This window comes from Streptomyces sp. PSU-S4-23 (assembly GCF_055632315.1).
Genome location: NZ_JBVMUU010000002.1, coordinates 2,583,033 through 2,602,585 on the forward strand (window position 1 = coordinate 2,583,033; position 19,553 = coordinate 2,602,585).

The 19,553-nt window shown below is 74.1% G+C and carries 12 protein-coding genes; 1 reads left to right on the top strand and 11 read right to left on the bottom strand.

Annotation, left to right across the window (positions count from 1 at the left end):
• Position 1: 1 nt before the first annotated feature.
• Genes ACZ79I_RS12495 through ACZ79I_RS12515 form a run of 5 tightly spaced genes read right to left on the bottom strand, consistent with a single transcriptional unit; the run spans position 2 to position 7,993 of the window.
• The gene (locus ACZ79I_RS12495; protein ID WP_471496967.1) at positions 2-1,009 is read right to left on the bottom strand and encodes a mandelate racemase/muconate lactonizing enzyme family protein; all 1,008 of its coding nucleotides are present in this window, start codon (positions 1,007-1,009) and stop codon (positions 2-4) included.
• On the bottom strand, positions 1,006-2,388 hold the full coding sequence (locus ACZ79I_RS12500; RefSeq protein ID WP_471496969.1) for a DUF6025 family protein: 1,383 nt from the start codon (positions 2,386-2,388) through the stop codon (positions 1,006-1,008). Before ACZ79I_RS12500 ends, ACZ79I_RS12495 begins: the two co-directional genes overlap by 4 nt.
• Positions 2,385-4,928, bottom strand: coding sequence for an aconitate hydratase AcnA (gene acnA / locus ACZ79I_RS12505; RefSeq protein WP_471496971.1), 2,544 nt, complete (start codon positions 4,926-4,928; stop codon positions 2,385-2,387). Before acnA ends, ACZ79I_RS12500 begins: the two co-directional genes overlap by 4 nt.
• A complete protein-coding gene (locus ACZ79I_RS12510) occupies positions 4,925-6,367 on the bottom strand; it encodes a citrate/2-methylcitrate synthase (RefSeq protein WP_471496973.1) in 1,443 nt (480 codons plus the stop codon). The genes acnA and ACZ79I_RS12510 overlap by 4 nt, the downstream gene beginning before the upstream one ends.
• Positions 6,368-6,418: 51 nt before the next feature.
• Positions 6,419-7,993, bottom strand: a complete 1,575-nt coding sequence (locus tag ACZ79I_RS12515; protein ID WP_471496975.1) for an amino acid adenylation domain-containing protein — start codon at positions 7,991-7,993, stop codon at positions 6,419-6,421.
• A 274-nt stretch (positions 7,994-8,267) separates the two neighbouring features.
• On the opposite strand from ACZ79I_RS12515, the gene ACZ79I_RS12520 reads away from it, so the two are divergent.
• Positions 8,268-9,488 (top strand): MFS transporter, encoded by a 1,221-nt coding sequence (locus ACZ79I_RS12520; protein WP_471496977.1) that lies wholly within the window; start codon positions 8,268-8,270, stop codon positions 9,486-9,488.
• A gap of 326 nt (positions 9,489-9,814) precedes the next feature.
• On the opposite strand, the gene ACZ79I_RS12525 is transcribed toward ACZ79I_RS12520, so the two are convergent.
• From ACZ79I_RS12525 to ACZ79I_RS12550, 6 genes are all read right to left on the bottom strand, one after another.
• On the bottom strand, positions 9,815-10,501 hold the full coding sequence (locus ACZ79I_RS12525) for an ABC transporter (RefSeq protein WP_471496979.1): 687 nt from the start codon (positions 10,499-10,501) through the stop codon (positions 9,815-9,817).
• Positions 10,498-12,012 carry an ABC transporter permease gene (locus tag ACZ79I_RS12530; RefSeq protein WP_471496981.1) on the bottom strand — a complete coding sequence of 505 codons (1,515 nt, stop codon included), beginning with the start codon at positions 12,010-12,012 and terminating at the stop codon, positions 10,498-10,500. Before ACZ79I_RS12530 ends, ACZ79I_RS12525 begins: the two co-directional genes overlap by 4 nt.
• Entirely contained in the window at positions 12,009-12,878 is an 870-nt protein-coding gene (locus ACZ79I_RS12535) for an ABC transporter ATP-binding protein (protein WP_471496983.1), read from the bottom strand. The genes ACZ79I_RS12530 and ACZ79I_RS12535 overlap by 4 nt, the downstream gene beginning before the upstream one ends.
• Positions 12,875-13,729 carry an anti-sigma factor gene (locus ACZ79I_RS12540; RefSeq protein ID WP_471496985.1) on the bottom strand — a complete coding sequence of 285 codons (855 nt, stop codon included), beginning with the start codon at positions 13,727-13,729 and terminating at the stop codon, positions 12,875-12,877. Before ACZ79I_RS12540 ends, ACZ79I_RS12535 begins: the two co-directional genes overlap by 4 nt.
• Positions 13,726-14,277 carry an RNA polymerase sigma factor gene (locus ACZ79I_RS12545; protein ID WP_471496987.1) on the bottom strand — a complete coding sequence of 184 codons (552 nt, stop codon included), beginning with the start codon at positions 14,275-14,277 and terminating at the stop codon, positions 13,726-13,728. The genes ACZ79I_RS12540 and ACZ79I_RS12545 overlap by 4 nt, the downstream gene beginning before the upstream one ends.
• Before the next feature lie 252 nt (positions 14,278-14,529).
• Positions 14,530-19,521 (bottom strand): multicopper oxidase domain-containing protein, encoded by a 4,992-nt coding sequence (locus tag ACZ79I_RS12550; RefSeq protein ID WP_471496989.1) that lies wholly within the window; start codon positions 19,519-19,521, stop codon positions 14,530-14,532.
• Positions 19,522-19,553 lie beyond the last annotated feature (32 nt).

Genomic DNA, 19,553 nt, shown 5'->3' on the forward strand with positions numbered 1-19,553 from the left:
GTCAGTTGTCTCCGTAGGTCGTGCCGGTCTGGGTGGCGCCGAGGCCGGGGGCCGTCGGCATCCCGATCACACCACGGTCGACGGTCGCTCCGGTGAACGGGTCGCCGACCAGGCCGAGATGGCCGTCGAGGTCCAGTTCGTCGGCGAGCGGGGCCAGTTGGGCCATGGCCGTCACCCCGAGGGCGCTCTCCAGCTTGCAGCCGAGCATGACCCGCAGTCCGGCGCGCCGGGCGAGCGCGATGGTCTCGCGGGCCGCGAGGAGCCCGCCGCACTTGGCCAGCTTCACGTTGACGCCGCCGGCCCGGCCGGTCAGCCGCAGCACGTCGTCGGGGCCTGCGCAGTCCTCGTCGGCGTAGACGGGCAGCGGCGCGTTCTCGTGGACGTACCGCAGCGCGTCCGGGTCGCCCGGCGGGACGGGCTGTTCGAGGAGTTCGACGCCGTGCCGGTGCAGGGTGCGGGCGACGCGCAGGGCCCGGTCGGGGCTCCAGGAACCGTTGCCGTCGACCCTGATCCGCCCGCCGTACACCGAGCGCAGCAGCCCGGCGCGGCTGCCGTCGTCGTCCGGGGTGAACTTCAGCTTCAGCACCGGCCAGCCGGCCAGCGCCCGCCCCTTGTCGAGGAGTTCGCCGTCCGGGCAGGCGCCGATGGACAGGGCGGTCGGCCCGACGGGCAGCCCGTCCAGGCCCAGCAGCCGGTGCAGCGGCTGTCCGCACGCCTTGCCGAGCAGGTCGTGCAGCGCCATGTCGACGGCGCAGCGGGCGGCGGGCCCGATGCCCGCTGCGGCCAGCCGGGCGAGGACGGCCCGCAGTTCGTACGGCGTGGCGGCGTCCGCCAGTACGGGCGCGCAGGCGTCGACGTCCGCGGGGTCGGCGCCCCGCGCGGTGCCGTAGCCCGTCAGGCCCTCCCAGGTCAGCTCGACGACGCTCTGGCGCACCTCGGTGGTGACGCCCGTGTTGCTGACGAACGGCTCCTTGAGGGCGACGCGGACGGTGCGGTGGACGAATCTCATCCCAGTGCCTCCTCGCACGCGGCGACGGCGGCGCACGCCTGCCGGAACGTCAGCTCCCGGAAGCCCTCCGGCTCCACGGGCACCGTCGGCTCGCGGGTCTCGCCGCCCGCGGGCACGCCGCTGCCGTCCCGGAAGCGGCCACGCAGATAGGGCGACAGCCGCCCGCCGTGCTCCGCGAGCCAGGAGAGCGCGGTGTCGTGGGAGTCGTCAGGGCGGGCGGCCCTCAGGTGCCTGAAGAGGTCCGCCAGCAGCCCGGCGTCGGCGGGTTCGGTGCCGGGCGGGCAGAGCATGAAGACCTGGGCCGGCAGCAGCACGAAGGCCACCGGGCTCGCCGCGTCGAAGTGGCGCACCAGGGGGGTGGTGATCGCCCGCAGGGAGCGCACGGTGGACCGGCGCGCCAGATAGCCGCCGCGGCGGGGCGGACAGCCCGCCATGGCGCGTGCCCCCCAGTGCACATGGGTGACGAAGGGGCGCTCGGGGGTGCCGGGCGGGCGGCCCGGGTGGTGGGTGCCGAGCAGCGCGAACAGCACGTTCGTCAGCTGCAGCGACATCACCGGGAGCACCGGCGGCAGCGTCGGCAGCCGCTCGAAGAAGGCGGCGGGTTCGACCAGGGCGCTCACCAGCACCATGGCCGCCTCGGCGAGCGCGCGGGCCGAGGGGTAGCGGTGCCCTTCGAGGACGTACCCCGTGCCGTCCCGCCGCGGGTCGCAGCGGTCCACCGCGCCGTCCGGCCATGCCGCGTGGCTGATCAGCTCCGACAGGCGGGTGCCCTGTTTCGCGGTGGCGTCGGCCTGTTCGATCAGCAGGGTCAGCATGTCGGTGACCAGCGGCCCGTTGTCGACGAGGACGGCCGCCCACTGGGTGAAGCGGAAGCCGGGGATCTCCCGCATCCGCCGCCAGTGCAGGTCGACGAGCGGGACGAGCTCGCCGTCCACCTCGGCCTGGGTCAGCGGGCAGAACAGCGGACGGCCGCGGTCCCGCCGGACCATGGCCCGCCCGTCCCAGGTGTACAGCGCCAGGGTGTCCCGCTTGCCCTGCCCGATCAGCGAGCCGGGCTGGTACGCCTCGTCGCCGCCCGCCGCGTCGGCCTCGGTGCGGGTGAAGCCGTAGATCAGCGGATAGCCGTGGCCGCCGCCGCAGATCGCGGTGTTGAAGTCCATCGGTCCGGACCGGCCCAGCGCGATGTCCTCCCAGTTGCCGAGGTGCCCGGTGCGCGGCGGCAGCAGGTCCTCGTGCCGGTGGAGCAGGTCGAGCAGGGTGCCGATGGGGATGTCGTGGGTGCCGACGTGCACCGGGGCGAAGGTCTTGGCCCCGGTGGCGAGGGCGTCGGCCGACGCGGCGGAGCGCAGGCCCAGCCCGTCCAGGAGGTGCCCGCTCATCGCCCCTCCCCGTCCCGCAGCCGCCCCAGCAGGTACGGCAGCGTGCCGCCGGCCAGCAGCACGTCCCACTCCCCCGCGGACTGCACGTCGGCGCGCACGGTGAACGAGGTCCCGTCCGCGGTGACCCGCGCCTCGCCGGTCTCCCGTACCGCGTCGAGCGCCAGGTGGAACTCCTCCCGGCCGCTCAGGCCCAGCTCCGGCCAGCTCGCCGGCAGCAGCAGCGGCAGGATGCCCATGGCGCACAGGTTGGCGCGGTGGATGCGCTCGAAGCTCTCGGCGAGGACCGCCCGTACCCCCAGCAGCCAGGGGCCCTTGGCCGCCCAGTCCCGGGAGGAGCCCATGCCGTAGGAGCGGCCGGCCAGCACGATCAGCGGGGTGCCCTCGGCGGCGTACCGGCACGCGGCCTCGTACACCGGCAGCCGCTCGCCGCTCGGCAGGTGCAGCGTCCTGCCGCCGCTGTCGCCGTCGCCGGCCAGGCGGTTGCGCAGGCGCGGGTTGCTGAAGGTGCCGCGGGCCATGACCTCGTGGTTGCCGCGCCGCGAGCCGTAGGAGTTGAAGTCGCGCACCCCGCGCTCGCGCAGGTGGCGCCCGGCCGGCGAGTCGGCGGGGATGGCGCCGACCGGTGAGATGTGGTCGGTGCTGACGTCGTCGCCGAGCGCGAGGAGCGCGCGGGCGCCGGTGAGCGGGCCGGAGCGGGGGCGGGCGTCGGCGTAGGCGGGGGGCCGGATGTAGGTGGAGTCCTCGTCCCAGGCGAAGACCGCGGAGTCCGGTGCGGTGACGGCCGCCCAGCCCGCCCGCGCGGACGGGTCGTCGGCGAAGACCTCCGGGGTGACGAACTCGGCTTCCAGAGCCCGCAGTTCGACGTCCTGCGGCCACAGGTCGCGCAGGAAGACGGGTGCGCCGTCGGCGTCGCTGCCCAGGGGTTCGCGGTCCAGGTCGACGCGGACGTGCCCGACGAGGGCGAGGGCGACGACGAGGGCGGGCGAGGCCAGGTATCCGGCCCGGACCTGGGCGTGCACACGGGCCTCGAAGTTGCGGTTGCCGCTGAGCACGGCGGCGACGGTGAGACCGGCGCGGTCGACGGCGTCGCCGACCCCGTCGCCCAGCGGGCCGCTGCCGCCGTTGCAGGTCATGCAGCCGTACCCGGCGACGTGGAAGCCCAGCCGCTCCAGGTCGTCGAGGAGGCCCGCGTCCCGCAGGTAGCGGGTCACGGCCCGGGAGCCGGGCGACAGGCTCGTCTTGACGTGCCGGGGAACGGTCAGGCCCCGCTGCACGGCCCGGCGGGCGAGCAGTCCGGCCGCCAGCATCGCCTTCGGGTTGGAGGTGCTGGTGCAGGAGGTGATGGAGGCGATGACGAGGTCGCCGTCGGTGACACCGTCCTCGGTCCGGGGCTCGGCGGGGTGGAGCGCGGCGAAGGAGCCGGGCAGGCCGGCGAGCGGGATCCGCTGGTCGGGGCGGCTGGGCCCGGCCAGGTTCGGCCCGACCTCCCCGAGGTCGAACTCGATCACCCGCCCGAAGCGGGGCGCGTCGCCCTCGCGCAGCAGGCGCTGGCGGCGGCAGTACTCCGCCACCAGGGCGACGTCCCGCTCCGTGCGCCCGGTGCGCCGCAGGTAGTCCAGGGTCTCGTCGTCCACCGGGAAGAAGGCGGACATGGCGCCGTACTCGGGCGCCATGTTGGCGATGGTGCAGCGGTCGGGGGCCGACAGGGCGGCGACCGCGGGGCCGGTGAACTCCAGCATCAGTCCGCGCACCTCCTCCCGGCGCAGCCGCTCGGTGAGCGCGAGGACCACATCGGTGGGCGAGGTGCCCGGGCGCACGGCGCCGGTCAGGCGCACGCCGGCCACGGGCGGGACGCGGATCGGCTGGGCGAGCCCCAGCATGAGGGCCTCCGCCTCCAGGCCGCCGACGCCCCAGCCGAGGACGCCGAGACCGTTGACCATGGTCGTGTGGCTGTCGGTGCCGATCACGGTGTCCGGGTGGAGCACGTCGCCGTCCGCGCGCGCGACGACGGTCGCCAGGCGCTCCAGGTTGACCTGGTGGACGATGCCGCTGCCCGGCGGGATGACCCGCAGCCCGTCGAAGGCGCCCTCGGCCCACTTCAGGAACGCGTACCGCTCCCGGTTGCGCTCCAGCTCCAGGGCCTCGTTGCGGGCGAGGGCGTCGGGCCGTCCGGCGACGTCGGCCTGCACGGAGTGGTCGACGACCACGTCCACGGGCAGCGCGGGGTTCACGCGCCCCGGCTCGGACACGCGGTCGCGCAGGGCGGCCAGGTCCACCAGCAGGGGGATGCCGGTGTAGTCCTGGACGAGGATGCGGGCGGGCCGCAGCGGCATCTCCAGGCCGGGCTCCTCCCCCGCCGCGAGCCGCTTGCCGAGCCCGGCGGCCGCCGCGTCGTCGCCCGCCCGCAGCAGGGACTCCAGCAGCACCCGGCCGGTGTAGGGGACGGCCCCGAGGTCGAAGCCGCTCTCCTCGGCGAACTCCGGCAGGCCGTACAGCACGGCCGACCGCCCGGCGAGGCATGTCCTGATCGGCGCGGTCATCGGGCGTCCGCCTCCCGTGCCGCCGGGTACCGGCGTCCGCGCGGCCCGACGTAGTCGAGGAGCGGCCGGATGAGGACGTTGTTCGACTGCTGCTCCAGCGCCTGCGCCACCCAGCCGGCGGTACGGCCGACGACGAACAGCGGGACCGCGAGGTCGTCGGGCAGGCCGAGCAGCCGGTAGGCGAGGCCGGCGTAGAGGTCCACGTTGGGGGCGAGGCCGTGCCGGCCGTAGGGCCGCATGGCCTCGGCGACGGCGTCCAGGATCTCCAGGCCGCGGCTGTCGCCCCGCTCCCGGCTCAACTCGACGACGGTGGACCGCAGATGGCGTACCCGCGGGTCCTCGGTGCGGTAGACCCGGTGGCCGAAGCCCATCACCGGCTCGCCCCGGCCGCGCAGCCGTGCCACGTACTCCGCGGCCCGCTCGGGCGCGCCGACCTCGTCGACGAGCCGCATGACGCGCTCGGCGGCGCCGCCGTGCACGGAGCCCGCGAAGGTGGCGACGGCGGCGGTGACCGCGGCCGTCATCCCGGCCCGGGAGCCGACGGCGACGCGGGCGGCGAACGCCGACGCGTTGGAGCTGTGGTCGGCGTGCACGATCAGTCCCTTGTTCAGGAACCGCACCGCGGCCGGTGTGGGCCGCTCGCCGAGCAGGGCGGTGAGGAAGGCGTCCGCGCAGGAGGTCTCCTCCGCCGGGGTGGACGGCTCGCGGCCGCTGCGGAAGGCGTGGTGGGCGGCCACCAGCATGGGGATCCGGGCGATCAGCGCGATGCCGGTCTCGCGGGCCTGCTCGTACGTCTCGTCCGTGCCCGCGTCGCGGCGGGGCCCGAACGCCTCGAGCGCGGAGACGCAGGTGCGCAGTGCGTCCATGGGGTGGGCGTGGGCCAGCGAGCGGGCCAGGTCGAGCACCGGGGCGGGCAGTTCGCGGGCCGCCCGCAGTTCCTTCTCGAAGGCCGGCAGGGCCGCGGCGTCGGGGAGTTCACCGTGCACGAGGAGGTGGGCCACCTCCTCGAAGGAGGCGTGCTCGGCCAGGTCGTGGATGCTGTAGCCGCGGTACTCCAGGATCCCCTCGGCGCCGTCGATACGGGTGATGGTGGTCCGATCGAAGCTGACGCCGTCCAGGCCGCGGTGCACGGTGTGCCGCTGCCCGGCGGGGGGCTGCCCCGCGGGGGGCTGTCCCGCGGGCGCGCCGGGACCGGGCGCGGCGGAGGGCGCCCGGCCCGCGGCGCACCCCTCGGCGAACTCCCGGATCGCCGTCACCGAGCGCAGGGCGAGGGTGAGTTCGTCGTCGACCGGCACGCCGTACGCCTCTTCGAGCGCCACCATCAGCGAGATGTGGCCGAGCGAGTCCCACTGCCGGATCGACTGGTATTCCAGGGTGTCGGTGACCCGGTCCTCGCTGATGCCCAGGGTGCGGGCGACGAGGGCGTCGACACTGCTCATGGTTCCCCTTCTGCGGTCGGTCGTGTGCGATGCCGTAGGACGTCGGCGGGATCAGCGGGGGCCGGGCGTCCGCTGCTCCAGCCACCGGCGCAGCGCCGGGCGGTCCACCTTGCCGTTGGCGTTGACGGGCATCTCCCCGACGACCTGCACGGACCTCGGCACCATGTAGGCGGGCAGACCGGCCGCGCAGGCGTCGGACAGCGCCGCGGGGTCGCCGGCACCGGACACCACGGCGGTGATCGTTCCGGCGTCCGGCCACTGCAGGGCCACCGCCTCCAGGGCCCCGGCGCGGCGCAGCACGGCCTCGATCTCGCCGAGTTCGACGCGGTGACCGCCGATCTTGACCTGCTGGTCGTTGCGGCCGAGGCAGACGTACTGCCCGTTCAGGCGGCGCACCAGGTCGCCGGTGCGGTAGTACGTCCGCCCGGCGCGCTCGAAGTACCGCTGCGCGGTCAGCTCCGGCGCCCGCCAGTAGCCGGGGGTGGTCTGCGGCCCGGCCAGGCACAGCTCGCCCGGTTCGCCCTCGGGGACGTCGGCCAGCCGCTCGTCGACGACCAGGGCGTCGAGGCCCGGATAGGGCCGTCCGATGGGCACGTTGTCGTGGACGCACTCGGCCGGACTGGCCGCCGGGTCCCAGCGGTACGCGGTGCAGGCGATGGTGAGTTCGGTCGGCCCGTACAGGTTCTCCACGGTGGAGTACGGCGCCGCCGCCTGCCACTCCTCGGCGGTGGCCCTGGGCAGCGCCTCCCCGCAGAACAGGCTCCAGCGCAGCGTCGGCATCGTGCCCGGCCGCAGCACCCCGCGCCGGCGCAGCACGGCGGCGACCGAGGGCACCGAGAACCAGACGGTGATGCCGTTGCGCTCCAGGTACGTGAAGGGCGCGAGCAGTTCGATGGGGTCCATGGAGCAGACGCGGGCGCCGTTCTCCCAGGCCATGAACAGGTCGAACACCGACAGGTCGAAGGTCTGGTCGAAGGTCTGGGTGAGCCGGTCGTCGGGGGTCAGCCGGTAGCGGTCCTGGTTGGCGTCGAGGAACGCGCGCACATTGGCGTGGGTGACGGGCACCCCCTTGGGCACGCCCGTGCTGCCCGAGGTGAACAGCAGGTACGCCGGGTCGTCGGCGGCGGGCTCGGGCAGCTTCGCCGCCGCCGTGAACCCCGCGAGGTCGGTGGCGTCCAGCACCCGGTGCCCGTCGAGGCCCGGCACCTCGGACCGCCTGGCGTCGGGCAGCAGGACGACCGGGCGGTACGGCAGTTGCCGCAGCAGTCCGGGGAGCTGGGCGGCCGACGCGGCGTCCGCGAGGACGGCGTCGACGTCGGCGCGCTCCAGCATGGTGAGCGTGCGCGCCACCGGGAACTTCCGGTTCAGCGGTACGAAGGCGGCGCCGGCGAACAGCGCGGCGGCCACGCCCAGATAGCCGACCTCGCTGCGGTGGGCGAACACCCCGACCCGGCGTGGCGGGCCCGCCACCGTCTCGACGAGGGCGGCCGCCCAGCGCCGCGCGGTGGCCGCGGTCTCCTCGTAGGTGTAGTCACGGCGCCCGACGGTCAGGGCGACGCGGTCGGGACGGACGCTGGCGTGGTGGAGCAGACCGGCGCCCAGACGCCGGTCGAGTGCTGTGGTCATGTCGGTCCGAACTCCGGTGACGGGAAGCCGGACCGACGCTAGCGGTGCCCCGCACGGGCTGTGCCGTTGCGAGCGCACTGCTTGTTTAACGAGTAAATCCTGTTCTGCCCATTGGTCTCGTGCCGCGTGTTCCGCGGGGCGGTGAACTCAACGAGCAGAACGGGATTTTCGCGCTCAACTCCCTTTGTGGGCCCAAGGGCCGGGCAGTCGGGGCGTGGCCTAGCCTCGCCGGGAGTACCAAGCGGGAGAGAAACGAGCGAGGAGTGCCGGCCACATGAGATCCCTCCTGCCTCCACCCGGACCCGCGCGGCTGCTGACGGTCATCGTGATGGTGATGACGCTCGGCCAGGGGCTGTGGATGGCGCTCAGCGCCGTCTACGCGGTGACCGTACTGCACCTGACGTCCGGTCAACTCGGCGTGAGCGTGAGCGTCGCCGCCGGGATCGTCCTGCTGTGCAGCATCCCGCTCGGCCATCTCGCCGACCGGGCCGGCCCGCGCACCGTGCAGATATGGTCGTTCCTGGTGCTGACCGTGCTGACGTGCGGTCTGCTGTTCGTCACCGACTTCTGGCCGTACCTGGTCGTCGTCTCCGCCCAGGGCATCGCCTACCGGGCGGGACGCAGCGCCCGCAAGGCCATGATCGCGGGGCTGATCCCCTCGGCGAACCGGGTGACCGTGCTCGCTCAGATACGCGCGGCCTCCAACGCGAGCGTCTCGGTCGGGGCCTGCCTCGCCGGTCTCGTCCTGGCCGTGGGGTCCCGCGAGGCGTACCAGGCGGCGGTGGGCTTCGTCGCCGTCACCTTCCTGATCACGGGCCTGCTCACGGTGAAGGAACCGTCCGTGCCCCCGGTCCCGGCCTCGGCGGGCCCCGCGCTCGGGGTGCTGCGCGACGTGCCGTACCTCACCTTCGCCGCCCTGGACGGGCTGCTGACCACGCACACCGTGCTGCTCGACGTGGTGCTGCCCCTGTGGGTGCTGCGGCACACGGGGGCGCCTCGCTGGATGAGCGCGGCCATCCTGCTGCTCAACACGGTCCTGGTGGTGGCCGTCCAGACCCGGGCCGCCCGGGGCGTGGACGATCCGACGGCCGCCGCGCGGGCCAGCCTCCAGGGCGCGGGTTGTGTCGCGGCCGCCTGTCTGGTGTTCGCACTGAGCGACAAGGCAGCACTGGTGCCCGCCTGTCTGCTGCTCGCGCTGGGCGCCGTCGCCCACGCCCTCGGCGAGGTACGGCAGGCGGCGGGCAGTTGGGGCATCGCCTTCGACCTGGCCCCTGACCACGCCCAGGGCCAGTACCAGGCCACGCATGCGATGGGCGCCGACATCGGCAAGATGATCGCCCCCGCGGTCTTCATCTGGCTGGTGCTCGGCCACGGGGCGCTCGGCTGGGCGGCCCTGGCTGTGGCGTTCGCCGCGCTGGGCACGGCGATGCCGCCGGTCGTCGCCCGCGGCCTGCGCACACGCACCGCCGTCGGCGAGGCGACACCCACCGGGTGACGAGCGCCGGGTGACGCCCGCCGGGTTGAACCGCCGGGGACGATTGCCGGGTGACGACTGCCGGATCGAGCCGTCAGGTAAACCGCCGGGAACCAGCGCCGGGTGGGCCGGCGGCGGTACCGTGCCGGCGGCGGCACCGTGCCGGCGGCGTCGGACGGCGGCGCCGATCGGCGGCAGGAGGTCGTGGCCGTCCCCTCCGCCCGCGCCGCAGGACGCCGGCCGCCGCCCGGCCCAGGCCGGCCAAGGAGGCCGGCGGGGGCTCCGAGGACTGACGGTGAGGACTGCCGTGGCTCCTTCGGGCTCCGCCGCCGGGCCCCCGAGCCGAGTCACCCGCCTCCGCCGTGCCGGAGGCCCGCGCCCCGGAGCCGGCGGCGCGGCTCCGGCCCGCAGACCGCCCAGGCGGCAAGCACGGTGGCCAGAACCCCGCACCACAGCTCATGTGCGTCCGCCCAGCGCGGATCGCCCAGCGGCACGAACGGCGTGACGCGGGGCGGGAGGAGCACGGCGGCCGTGACCGGCAGCGCCAGCACGGCGCCCGCCACGCCCGGTCCCGGCGCCCGTGCCTCGCTGAACCGCACCGACGCCGCGGCCAGGGCGAGCGCCAGCCCGGACAGCGCGCCGGCCTCCAGGGTCACCGCCCCCGACGGCACCCCGGCCCCCTGCCCGGCGCCGGCACCGGCCCGGGCCACGCCCAGCACGGCCGTCCACCACGCCGCGCCCAAGAGCAGCACCACGGCCGCCCGCAACGCCTGCCGCACCGGGCGCGGCACGGGAGGCACGCCGGTGGTGTGCCGGGCCGGGTCGTCCAGGACGAACGCCGTCCCCACCGCCCCGCACAACGCGGCCCCCCGTACCACGTCGACCAGCGTCCGGGCCGAGGACTGCGGCGAGAACAGCACCGGCACCGCGGCGATGACCAGCCCCAGCCCCCAGCCGGTGGCGAGCCGGGACCACGGCAGCGACCGCACCGTGGGGCGCACCAGAGCCGCCACCACCGTCGCCCGCCGCCTCATGCGCACATCCACTCGCGGTCCGCGGCCGTTTCCGCCGGGGCACCGACGCCCAGCAGGGCGGCCGCGCGGTCGGTGGTCGTACCGGGGGCGGAGAGCTCCGCCCAGGACGCCTTCACCCGGCGCTCCGCCTCCCCCCGGGGCTCGGCGAGCAGCCGCTGGAGCACGGCGTACTCGCGGTCCCGCAGGGAGATCGGGTTCACCGGTGCCGGGATCAGCCCGGGACTGCTGACGCCGCCCCCGGCCGCCGCGGCCGCGCCGTTCCGGGTCGCGCGGATCGCCAGCCAGGCCATCAGGACTCCCCGTGCGTCGCAGTACGCCCCGTGGTAGTGCTCGTCCCCCACCACCAGACCCCGGGCGACGCTCGCCGCGAACTCCAGCTCCGGCTCGCCGCCCCACGCCGTACCGGCCGTCACCTCGCCCGGCGCGGCGGGTGCCGGCTCCGCCTGGCCCGACGGCCCGTCGAGGGCGGCGACCCGCTGCCGCACCGTCAGTGCCCGCGTCGCCTGCGGCGCGCCGGCCATCGACCGCACCCTGACCGTCACCCGGGTCCACTCGCCGATCCAGGGTGTGAACTCGGGGAAGGCGCAGTACGTCGTCACGCCGCGCCGCTCGCAGTGCTGCACCGCCGCCGGATCGCGGGTCGCCACCTCACGCTCCTCGGTCACCGCCTTCGACGGCGCCATGCCCTGGAACACGACAGCGATCACCACCGCGCCGAGAGCCCCCAGGGCGGTGGCCCGTACGGCCCGTGTCCGGCCGCCGCTCACCCGTACCGCACCCGCCGCCGCCAGCACCGAGAGCGCCAGCAGATACAGCACGTGCCATCCGGCGGGCCGCCCCAGCAGATCCGACGGGAGCGGGCGTGCGCCCTCGTCGAACAGCACCGGGGCCATCCCGCGCAGCCAGGCCCCGGTCCGGGCGGAGGGCACGAAGACGAAGGTGAACGCCAGGAGGGCGACGGCGGCCATGGGCGCCGTGAACGCCGACCGGACCGCCCTGCCGAGCAGCACCCCCAGGACCGCCGGCAGGAGCACCAGCAGCGGCCCGGTCAGCAGTTCGAACACCGACCCGTGTCCCACCGCGCCGGGACGGAGCGCCGCGGCCGTGAACTGCCCGGCCACGATCAGCGCCCCCACGAACGCCGTCGGCAGCACCGACAGCACATGGGCGCAGGTGCGTTGCCAGGGCGGCATCACCAGTACCCCGAAGTGCCCGTCCGTGCCGTGCCGGTGGGAGCGCAGCACCGCCATGTTCGCGGCGATCAGCGCGGCCAGGCCCAGCAGCACCTGTCCCAGCTGTGTCTCGCGGTCGGCGTCCTGCAGCACCGGGTAGGCGTCGTCCGCGCCACCGCCCCGCCACAGCAGAAACGCCGGGTACACCGTCACGGCGACCAGCACCAGAGGGTGCAGCAGCAGGCGACGCGCCTCCACCCGGGCCAGCGTCATCACCGCCCGCCGCCCGCCCGCGCCCGGCGCCGGGGCCGCCACCGGGGCCTCGGTCACGGCCGTCATGCCGCCGCCTCCGGCACCGTGCCGCCGCCGAGCGCCAGGAGGTAGCCGTCCTCCAGCGTCGGATCGACCAGCCGGGCGCCCGCCGGCGGATCCCCGACGTTGCGGAACTCGCCCGCCCCGGTGCGCCATCCGGCCCGGGCGCCCGGCTGCCGCTCCGCACTGCTCCACACGCGGCCGTCGGCCACCGCCGTCAGCTCCGCCGGCGTGCCCTCGAACCGCACCCGGCCCTTGTCCAGCACCACCACCCGGCGGCACAGCATCGCCACGTCCTCCGTCTGGTGGGTGGACAGCAGCACCGTGCGGCCCTCGCCGGCCTGCGCGATCAGCTCCCTGAACCGCATCCGCTGCTCCGGGTCAAGGCCGACCGTGGGCTCGTCCAGCACCAGGAACCCCGGATCGCCGACCATGGCCGCCGCCAGCGCCACGCGCTGGCGCATGCCACCGGAGAGTCTCCTGATCCGCTTGCCGCGCACATCCGCGAGACCGACCGCGTCCAGAACCCGCCGGGCCTCCTCGTGCCGGGCCCGCCGGTCCGTCAGCTCCTTCAGGATCGCCACGTAGTCGACGAACTCGAAGGCGGTGAACTCCGGGTGGAACCCGGGATTCTGCGGCAGATAGCCCAGCACCCTGCGCGCCTCCTGCCGTCCGCGGACCGTGCCCGGATCGTGCCCGAGGACGCTGAGCGCCCCGGTGTCCGGCGGCGTCGCCGTCGCCAGGATCCGCAGCAGCGTCGTCTTGCCCGCACCGTTCGGCCCGAGCAGGCCGGTGACGCCTTCGCCGAGCCGCAGAGTCACATCGTCCACCGCCCTCGTACCGCGGTGGCTCAGGGTCAGCCCGACGGCCGAGACCGTGGGTGGGGGTGTCATGACAGCCTCCTGGCCGTGAAGGGGACGGATCGAAGGGAAGGAGCGAGCGGGCGGCCGCTGTCGAAGCGGTCCCGCGACGCCACCAGCAGCGCCGTCGCCACCACCGCGACCGCCGCCGCCGCGCCCTGGCCCACGGCGGTGAACGGCACCGGTGTCCCGGACGCCAGCAGCAGGTTCAGCACCACCAGGGCGGTCCAGCCGCCGCCGACCAGCGCCGGCGCCAGGACCGGCCCCAGCCGGGCCGTCAACGCGACCCCCGTCGCGGTCAGGGCGAGCGCCGGCAGCAGCCAGCCGAGCGCCGCCAGGCCGAACGACGGCAGCGCCAGACTCGCCAGCCCGCTCAGCGCCGTCGTCGTGGACAGCACCGCGACCGTCCGCACCATCAGCAGGCGGAAGGTGTGCATCGGCGCGACCACCGCCATCTCGTACGTCGGGTCCAGCCCCGGCCCGAACGACACCGCCACCCCCGCAAGCGGCAGCAGCGGCGCGGTGGCCAGCAGCATCAGCGGCGACGCGGCCAGTCCCGCGCCGACGGCGAGCAGCAGCGTGAGCGCCACGGCCCCGAGCCAGGACCGGCGCAGCACCGGGGTCGCGGCGAGCAGCCGCGCGGTGTGGCCGGCGACCCCCATCCGGATCAGCAGCGACTCGACCGGACCGGGCCTCGGGGCGTCCAGCTCGGCGTCCAGGCGGGCCCAGCCGGCGCTGATCTCGGCGGGCGGGACATGGGCCGAGAGGGCCGCCCGGCAGTCCGCGCAGGCGGCGAGGTGGGTTTCGACGGACCACAGCCGGGGCGCCGTCAGATTCCCCTGGGCGTACTCCCGCAGGTCCCCGTCCTCCACGTGCCAGCTCATGCCAGGCCTTCCCGCAGTTGCCTCCGGGCGCGCATCGCCCGGGTCTTGACCGTGCCCGGCGGGATGCCGAGCAGCACGGCCGCCTCACGCGTCGTCAGACCGTCGATCACCGTCGCCTGCACCACCGCCCGCAGCTCCGGCGAGAGCCCGGCCAGCGAGGCCCCCAGGTCGCCGTGCTGCACCCGGGCCAGCACCTGCTCCTCGGCGGACACCTCGTCGCGATGGCGCAGCCGGGACAGCGCCTGGCGCAGCCGGCCCCGGGCCCCGTCGCCGCGCAGCGCGTCCACCAGGCGGCGCGACCCGATCCGCCAGAGCCAGCCCGCCACGTCGCCGTCACGGCGGTAGCGGGCGGCCCCCCGCCACACGTCCAGGAACGTCTCCTGCACCACGTCGTCGACCAGCGCCGGATCGGCGCACCGCCCCCGCAACCGCAGCACGAGCCACGGTGCGTAACGGCGGTACAGCTCCTCGAAGGCGCGACGGTCCCCCTCGGCGACGGCCCGCAGCAGCTCGCCGTCGCCCGGACTCCCCCGGTTCGTTTCGCTCACGCCCCCTCATCGGACCGGACCCGCCTGGCGGTTCACACGGCGGCTCCCCCATCGGCGCACTGTGCCACGCACGGGCACGCGGGCCGCGTCCGCTGCGTCCGGGCCGGCGGGGGAACATGTCCGGCCCGGCGAGCGCGGCACGACCGGCCGCCGGTGCCACGGTGCGCGTCCTCGCCGGACACGCGCCGGAGGGCGGGCCCACGGCCCGCCCTCCTGTCGTGCGTCATCGCCCGGCCGCGGCCGGTGTCCCGGTCACCAGGGTGAGCGCAGCGTCACCCGGACCGTGAGAGGACGCGTCGTCCTGCGCCCGGCGGCGTTCGTCGCCGAGACCCGGTACTGGTAGGTCGACCCGAGGGCGACGGTGCCGTCCACGAACCTGACCTTCCCGGTCCTGCTGCGGGCCGGGGCCGTGCCGATCTGCGTGAACGTCGCGCCGTTGTCGGCGGACCGCTCGATGACGAACCCGGACTCGTTGGTCGCGTTGTCCCGCCAGGTGAGGCTGAGCCTCGGCCCGCTCCGCAGCCCCGCGGCCAGGCCGGTCGGAGGCTGCGGGACGTTGACGCCGAGCGGGTCCGACACCGACTTCACCGTCATGCTCGGGAACTCGCTGCCGTATCCGACCCTGTTGAGCGCGACGACCCGGTACAGATACGGCGTGGTCGCCGATGCCGTCGGATCGACGAACGAGCGGGCCTCGTGGACGTTCGGCCGGTCCAGCGGCGAGTCGACCGTGCCGACGTCGGCCCATGCGGTGCCGTCGCTCGACCGCTGGACGACGAAGGACGTCTCGTTGATGGAGTCGTCCTGCCAGGACAGCCGGATCCGGGCGCTGGTGCCCGTGCCCACGACGTCCGACGAGAGCCCGCTCGCCTTCAGCGGCGGCAGCGCGAGCGACTCGGGACGCATCATGTCCATCTCCTCGTGGCTGAGGATGTGACAGTGGATGACGTATTCCCAGCCGAAGTTCACCAGCTTGTTGGTGATGGCCGCCGTCGGATTGCCCTGCGGATCCACGTTGTTGAACATCGACGTGTCACCCAGCGGCATCGCCGGGTCGAGCGGCCTGACGGAGTTCGGCACTTCGAAGGGCACCGTCGGCACGACCGGCCGCAGCGCGACGATCGTGTCCTCCAGTGGGCTCATCCGCACCGTGTCCTTCCACCCCAGCTCGTTGGCGTCCGGCCGGATCACGATGTTGTCCCAGGTCACCCGGTTGAGGACCTGGACGTCGTACAGATGGAAGTGGATGGGGTGCGTGTCCACCCCGTTGTGGGTGAACCGCCAGATCTGGGTGCCGTCCGCGTTGGTGCTGATGGGCGTGACCTTCATATCGGCCTTGGGCAGGTCGGTGCCGTCGATCAGCTCGGTCTGCGGGTTGATGTACGGATACAGCGTCACGTTCTGTGCCCCCGGAGTGGGTGGCTGCGCCTCGACCCCCAGGTTGGCCTGCATCCTGCCGAAGTCGTCGAACGCGGTCGCGTTCATCTCGTCGTGGATGGCCTTCGGCTGCAGCGGCATCGTCATCTTGGCGGCCGGTGCCTTGAGCGTGTTGAAGCCGAACGTCGACGTGTCGTTCACGCGGACCAGTCCGTCACAGGTGTTCACGGACGTGTTGGGGACGTTGCAGTTGCTGCTGGCGGCGAAGGCGGTACCGTACGCCGAGTTGTAGGCCGCCTGCCCGACGATCAGCGGGTTCTGCCCGGACTCGAAGACGCCGGAGCCGTCCGCGTGGTGCCGGAAGGCGGCCCGCAGCTTGGTCAGGTCGAACGCCGCGGCCGGCGCCGTGTCCGCGATGGTCACCTGCATCACCGTACGGGTGTTGGGCCCGTACCCCGGCAGGATCGTCGGTGCGCCGGTCGGGCTGAGGTCCGGTGCGCCCGTGTAGTAGTCGTACGACGGGACGCGCGCCGGATAGGCCGCGGGGGCGTCGTTGTACAGGATGAGCGTCTTGCCGGCGAACTTCGAGAAGTCCACCAGGACATCGGCCCGCTCGGCCGGTGCGAGAGCCAGCGAGTGCTTGTCCACGTTGCCGACGTCGAAGCGCGTCGGGTCGGTGATCCAGGTCGTCGGCTGCTGACCGTCGACGACGGCCGGCGCGGGCAGGAAGCCGCCCTCGTTGGCGATCTGGATCCAGTCCGGCCCGGCGGCGTCGTTGTTCGCGTCCACGGGGGTGGGCGACACCGTCGGGTCGGTCTGCGCCGCCGCCAGCTCGCCCGGCTTCAGCGCCACCTCGGTCGTGCCGTCGCCCTGCTTCGGGTCGGCGGTGTACCACTGGAAGTTGAAGAACCGGTCGTTGGCGGCGTTGAGCAGCCGCATCCGGTAGGTCTTCGGCTGGAGCGTCACCTTCGGGTAGGCGACCCCGTTGACGACGGGCGTGTCGTTGAACTGCTCCATGCCCATCGAGATGTTCGGCGTGCCGGGGATCTGCTCCGGCTCGCAGAACGGGTCGGTCCGGTACTGCCAGGTCGAGGGGACGTCCAGCTTGCACTTCGGGTCGTAGTAGGGGTTGGCGATGGGCCCGTACTTGGCAGTACCGGCGGGCGGCCAGAACCACGGCCCGTACATCCAGCGCCCGTAGGCGCTCATGCCCGACGGATCGCCCGGGTTCTGCGCGGGCATGTAGACGTGGTGGTACCAGAAGCTGCCCTTGGTGCCCCAGCGCCTGGTGTTCCAGGTCGGGTCCTGGCCGTAGGAGACGGTCTTGCCGGCGGCGTCCTTCTGGTCCTTGAGCTGCGCGTCGTCCGGCACGAACGTGCGGTCCTGGAGGAGCAGCGGGAGGGTGTCACCCGCAGCGGGGATGGTGCCGCTGCCGATCAGCGCCTTCTCCGTGTCGTCGGTGATGGTGTAGCCGGCGGCCTCACCCGCGTACACGTTCAAGCGAGTGATGCCGTAGGAGTGGTCGTGGTAGAACATCAGCCGCGCGCTCTGCTGGTTGGTGTAGTAGAACGTCGAGCAGCCGTCGTCCTTCGCGGCGCAGAGGGTCGCCCCCGTGCCGTCCGTCATGTCCGGCACGTTCTGCACGCTGACGCCCTGCGGCCAGTCCGTGTTCTCGCCGGCCGGGGTGATCCACTGGTGCGGGGTGCCGTCGCTGATCCAGGGCGTGATGCCGCCGTGCAGGTGCAGCGTGGCCCGGTTGTCCGGGAAGCAGCCGGTCTTGCCGTTGGTGCACGCCGGGTTGCGCACCTCGTCCGTGACGGTGCCGTCGTTCGTCGGTGCGGGCATCGCCATCGGGCCCATGCCCGAGCCCATGCCGGTGGAGTCGACCGGCAGGAACAGGTCGCCGTCGGCGCCCTTGGGGAGCAGGTTGCGGAACACGATCCGCACCGGCCGGTCCTTGGTCGCCGCGATGAGGGGACCCATCCACTGCGGTGAGGTCACACCCGTGTACGGCAGCGGCTGCCGGGTGCCGTCCATCAGCTCGTTGTAGAGCGGGACCTTCCGTCCGGGCACCGCGTCCGTCGACAGCTGGACATAGCCGCGCACCAGGGTCGGCGGCAGGTCCGAGGAGAACCGGGTGAGGTACTGCACCAGGCCGATGACGTATTCGTCGGCCGGCTTGCCGCCGGTGGTGACGGGCTCCGGCACCGCCAGGGGGATGAACTTCTCCGACGGTTTCGCCGACGGCGCCTGCAGCTGTACGACGTCGGGGCAGCCCGTGCCGTCCGCCTTGGGGTCGCAGGTGACCGGCAGTTCGTCCTGGAACTTCTTCATCCCGGCCGAGAGATAGCCGGCCCCCGGGTCGGTGACCTTGACCGCACTGATCGCGCCGGTGTCCGTCACGGCCTTCGCCACCGCCCCGGTGCCGCCCTTGCCCGTCGGGTCGGTGATGGTGACATCGGGCGTTCCGGTGTAGCCGGAGCCGATCGTGTCCACCGTCAGGCCCACGAGTCTCAGGCTGCTGGAGACCTTCGCCTCCGTGGCGCCGGGGATCGGGTCGGCCAGGGTCCCGTTGTGGACCGCCACGCCGGGGGCGCCGCTGTAGCCGCTGCCGGGATCGTCGACGGTCACCTTGGTGACGCTGCCGTCGGCCGCGAGGTCGGCCGGCTCGACATGTCCCCTGGCCACGGTGCCGTTCGGGTCGTCGGGAAGGTCGAAGTCCACCGTGGGCATGGTGTAGCCGGACCCGCCGTCCGCGATCGTCACGGCGTCCACCCCGCCGGAGGCCGTGGCGGTGGCACCGCTGCCGCCGCCCCCGGTGATGCCGACGGCGAAGCCGCCGTAGCCGCTGCCGCCCGCGCCGACCGTGAGGCCGACCACGGCCCCCGTCGCCTTGACGGTGGCCTCCGCGGTCGCCGCCGTGGTGCCGCCGTCCACGGTGACCGACGTCGCGCCCGCGACATAGCCGTGCCCCGGGGCGGTCACGTCGATGGAGGCGATGCCGCCGGTCTGCGGGTCCACCGTGGCCGTCGCCTCGGCGCCGGTCCCGTCGGGGACCACCTGCGCCGCGAAGGAGTACTGCCGGTCCTGGATCGGGTAACGCGGGTAGTCCGCCGAGCCCACCGCCACCGTGCCGCCCTCCTTCGGAGGCACGTTGGTCTGCGGTGTGGTGGAGGTGTCGACACCGGCCGGATAGACGAAGGTGTCCGTGCGGGAGGCGACACCCGTGTCGACCGGGACGCCCTCACCGTAGAAGCCGATGACGTCCCCGGCCCGCACGGCGACGTCGGGGACGTCGTACGTCGTGACCTCTCCGGCCGCGGCGGCCGGCGCGGGCACCGTCTGGGGCCCGCTGTCGGACACCACGGTGTACGTGTCCGCCGCGCCCGCCGGCCTGAGGACGTAGGCGTGGAAGAGGCCGCCCTCGGATGCCGAGGGACTCCCGCCCGGCGTGGCCTGGTTCCAGGTCTGGAAGCTCTTGAGGGTGCCGTCGGGAAGCGGAGAGCCGGACACGATGACGAGCACAGGTCCGAGTTCGCCCGGCGGCGTCGCGTAGTCGGTCGCGAACGCCCGGTCGGCCAGCGGGTTTCCCACCCGCATCGCGGTGGACGTGATGGTCACCCGGGCCTTCGACAGCGTCAGCGGGCTGTTGGCCCAGTTCGGCCACGGGCCGAAGTAGTGCGGGACCTTCGTCTCGTCCGTCGGGCCGCTCGGCCCGTCGGCGGCGGCCGCCTGCGCCTGCCGGACCGGCGCGGGCGGCAGACCCGTGACGACCGCCAGCCCCGCCAGCACCGCCCCGGAGCCGATCAACGCGACGGTGCGCCGTACCCGCTTCCGGAACCGTCTTCTCACCTGCTCGGTGAACACGCCTTCCCCCTCCCCTTGCTGACCTGCCGCGG

Excerpts from the sequence above, each read along its gene's own strand:
- ACZ79I_RS12525 (WP_471496979.1), bottom strand. The coding sequence starts at position 10,501 with ATGAGGCGGCGGGCGACGGTGGTGGCGGCTCTGGTGCGCCCCACGGTG.
- ACZ79I_RS12535 (WP_471496983.1), bottom strand. The coding sequence starts at position 12,878 with ATGACACCCCCACCCACGGTCTCGGCCGTCGGGCTGACCCTGAGCCAC.
- ACZ79I_RS12500 (WP_471496969.1), bottom strand. The coding sequence starts at position 2,388 with ATGAGCGGGCACCTCCTGGACGGGCTGGGCCTGCGCTCCGCCGCGTCG.
- ACZ79I_RS12530 (WP_471496981.1), bottom strand. The coding sequence starts at position 12,012 with ATGACGGCCGTGACCGAGGCCCCGGTGGCGGCCCCGGCGCCGGGCGCG.
- ACZ79I_RS12540 (WP_471496985.1), bottom strand. The coding sequence starts at position 13,729 with ATGAGCTGGCACGTGGAGGACGGGGACCTGCGGGAGTACGCCCAGGGG.
- ACZ79I_RS12495 (WP_471496967.1), bottom strand. The coding sequence starts at position 1,009 with ATGAGATTCGTCCACCGCACCGTCCGCGTCGCCCTCAAGGAGCCGTTC.
- acnA (WP_471496971.1), bottom strand. The coding sequence starts at position 4,928 with ATGACCGCGCCGATCAGGACATGCCTCGCCGGGCGGTCGGCCGTGCTG.
- ACZ79I_RS12510 (WP_471496973.1), bottom strand. The coding sequence starts at position 6,367 with ATGAGCAGTGTCGACGCCCTCGTCGCCCGCACCCTGGGCATCAGCGAG.
- ACZ79I_RS12520 (WP_471496977.1), top strand. The coding sequence starts at position 8,268 with ATGAGATCCCTCCTGCCTCCACCCGGACCCGCGCGGCTGCTGACGGTC.
- ACZ79I_RS12515 (WP_471496975.1), bottom strand. The coding sequence starts at position 7,993 with ATGACCACAGCACTCGACCGGCGTCTGGGCGCCGGTCTGCTCCACCAC.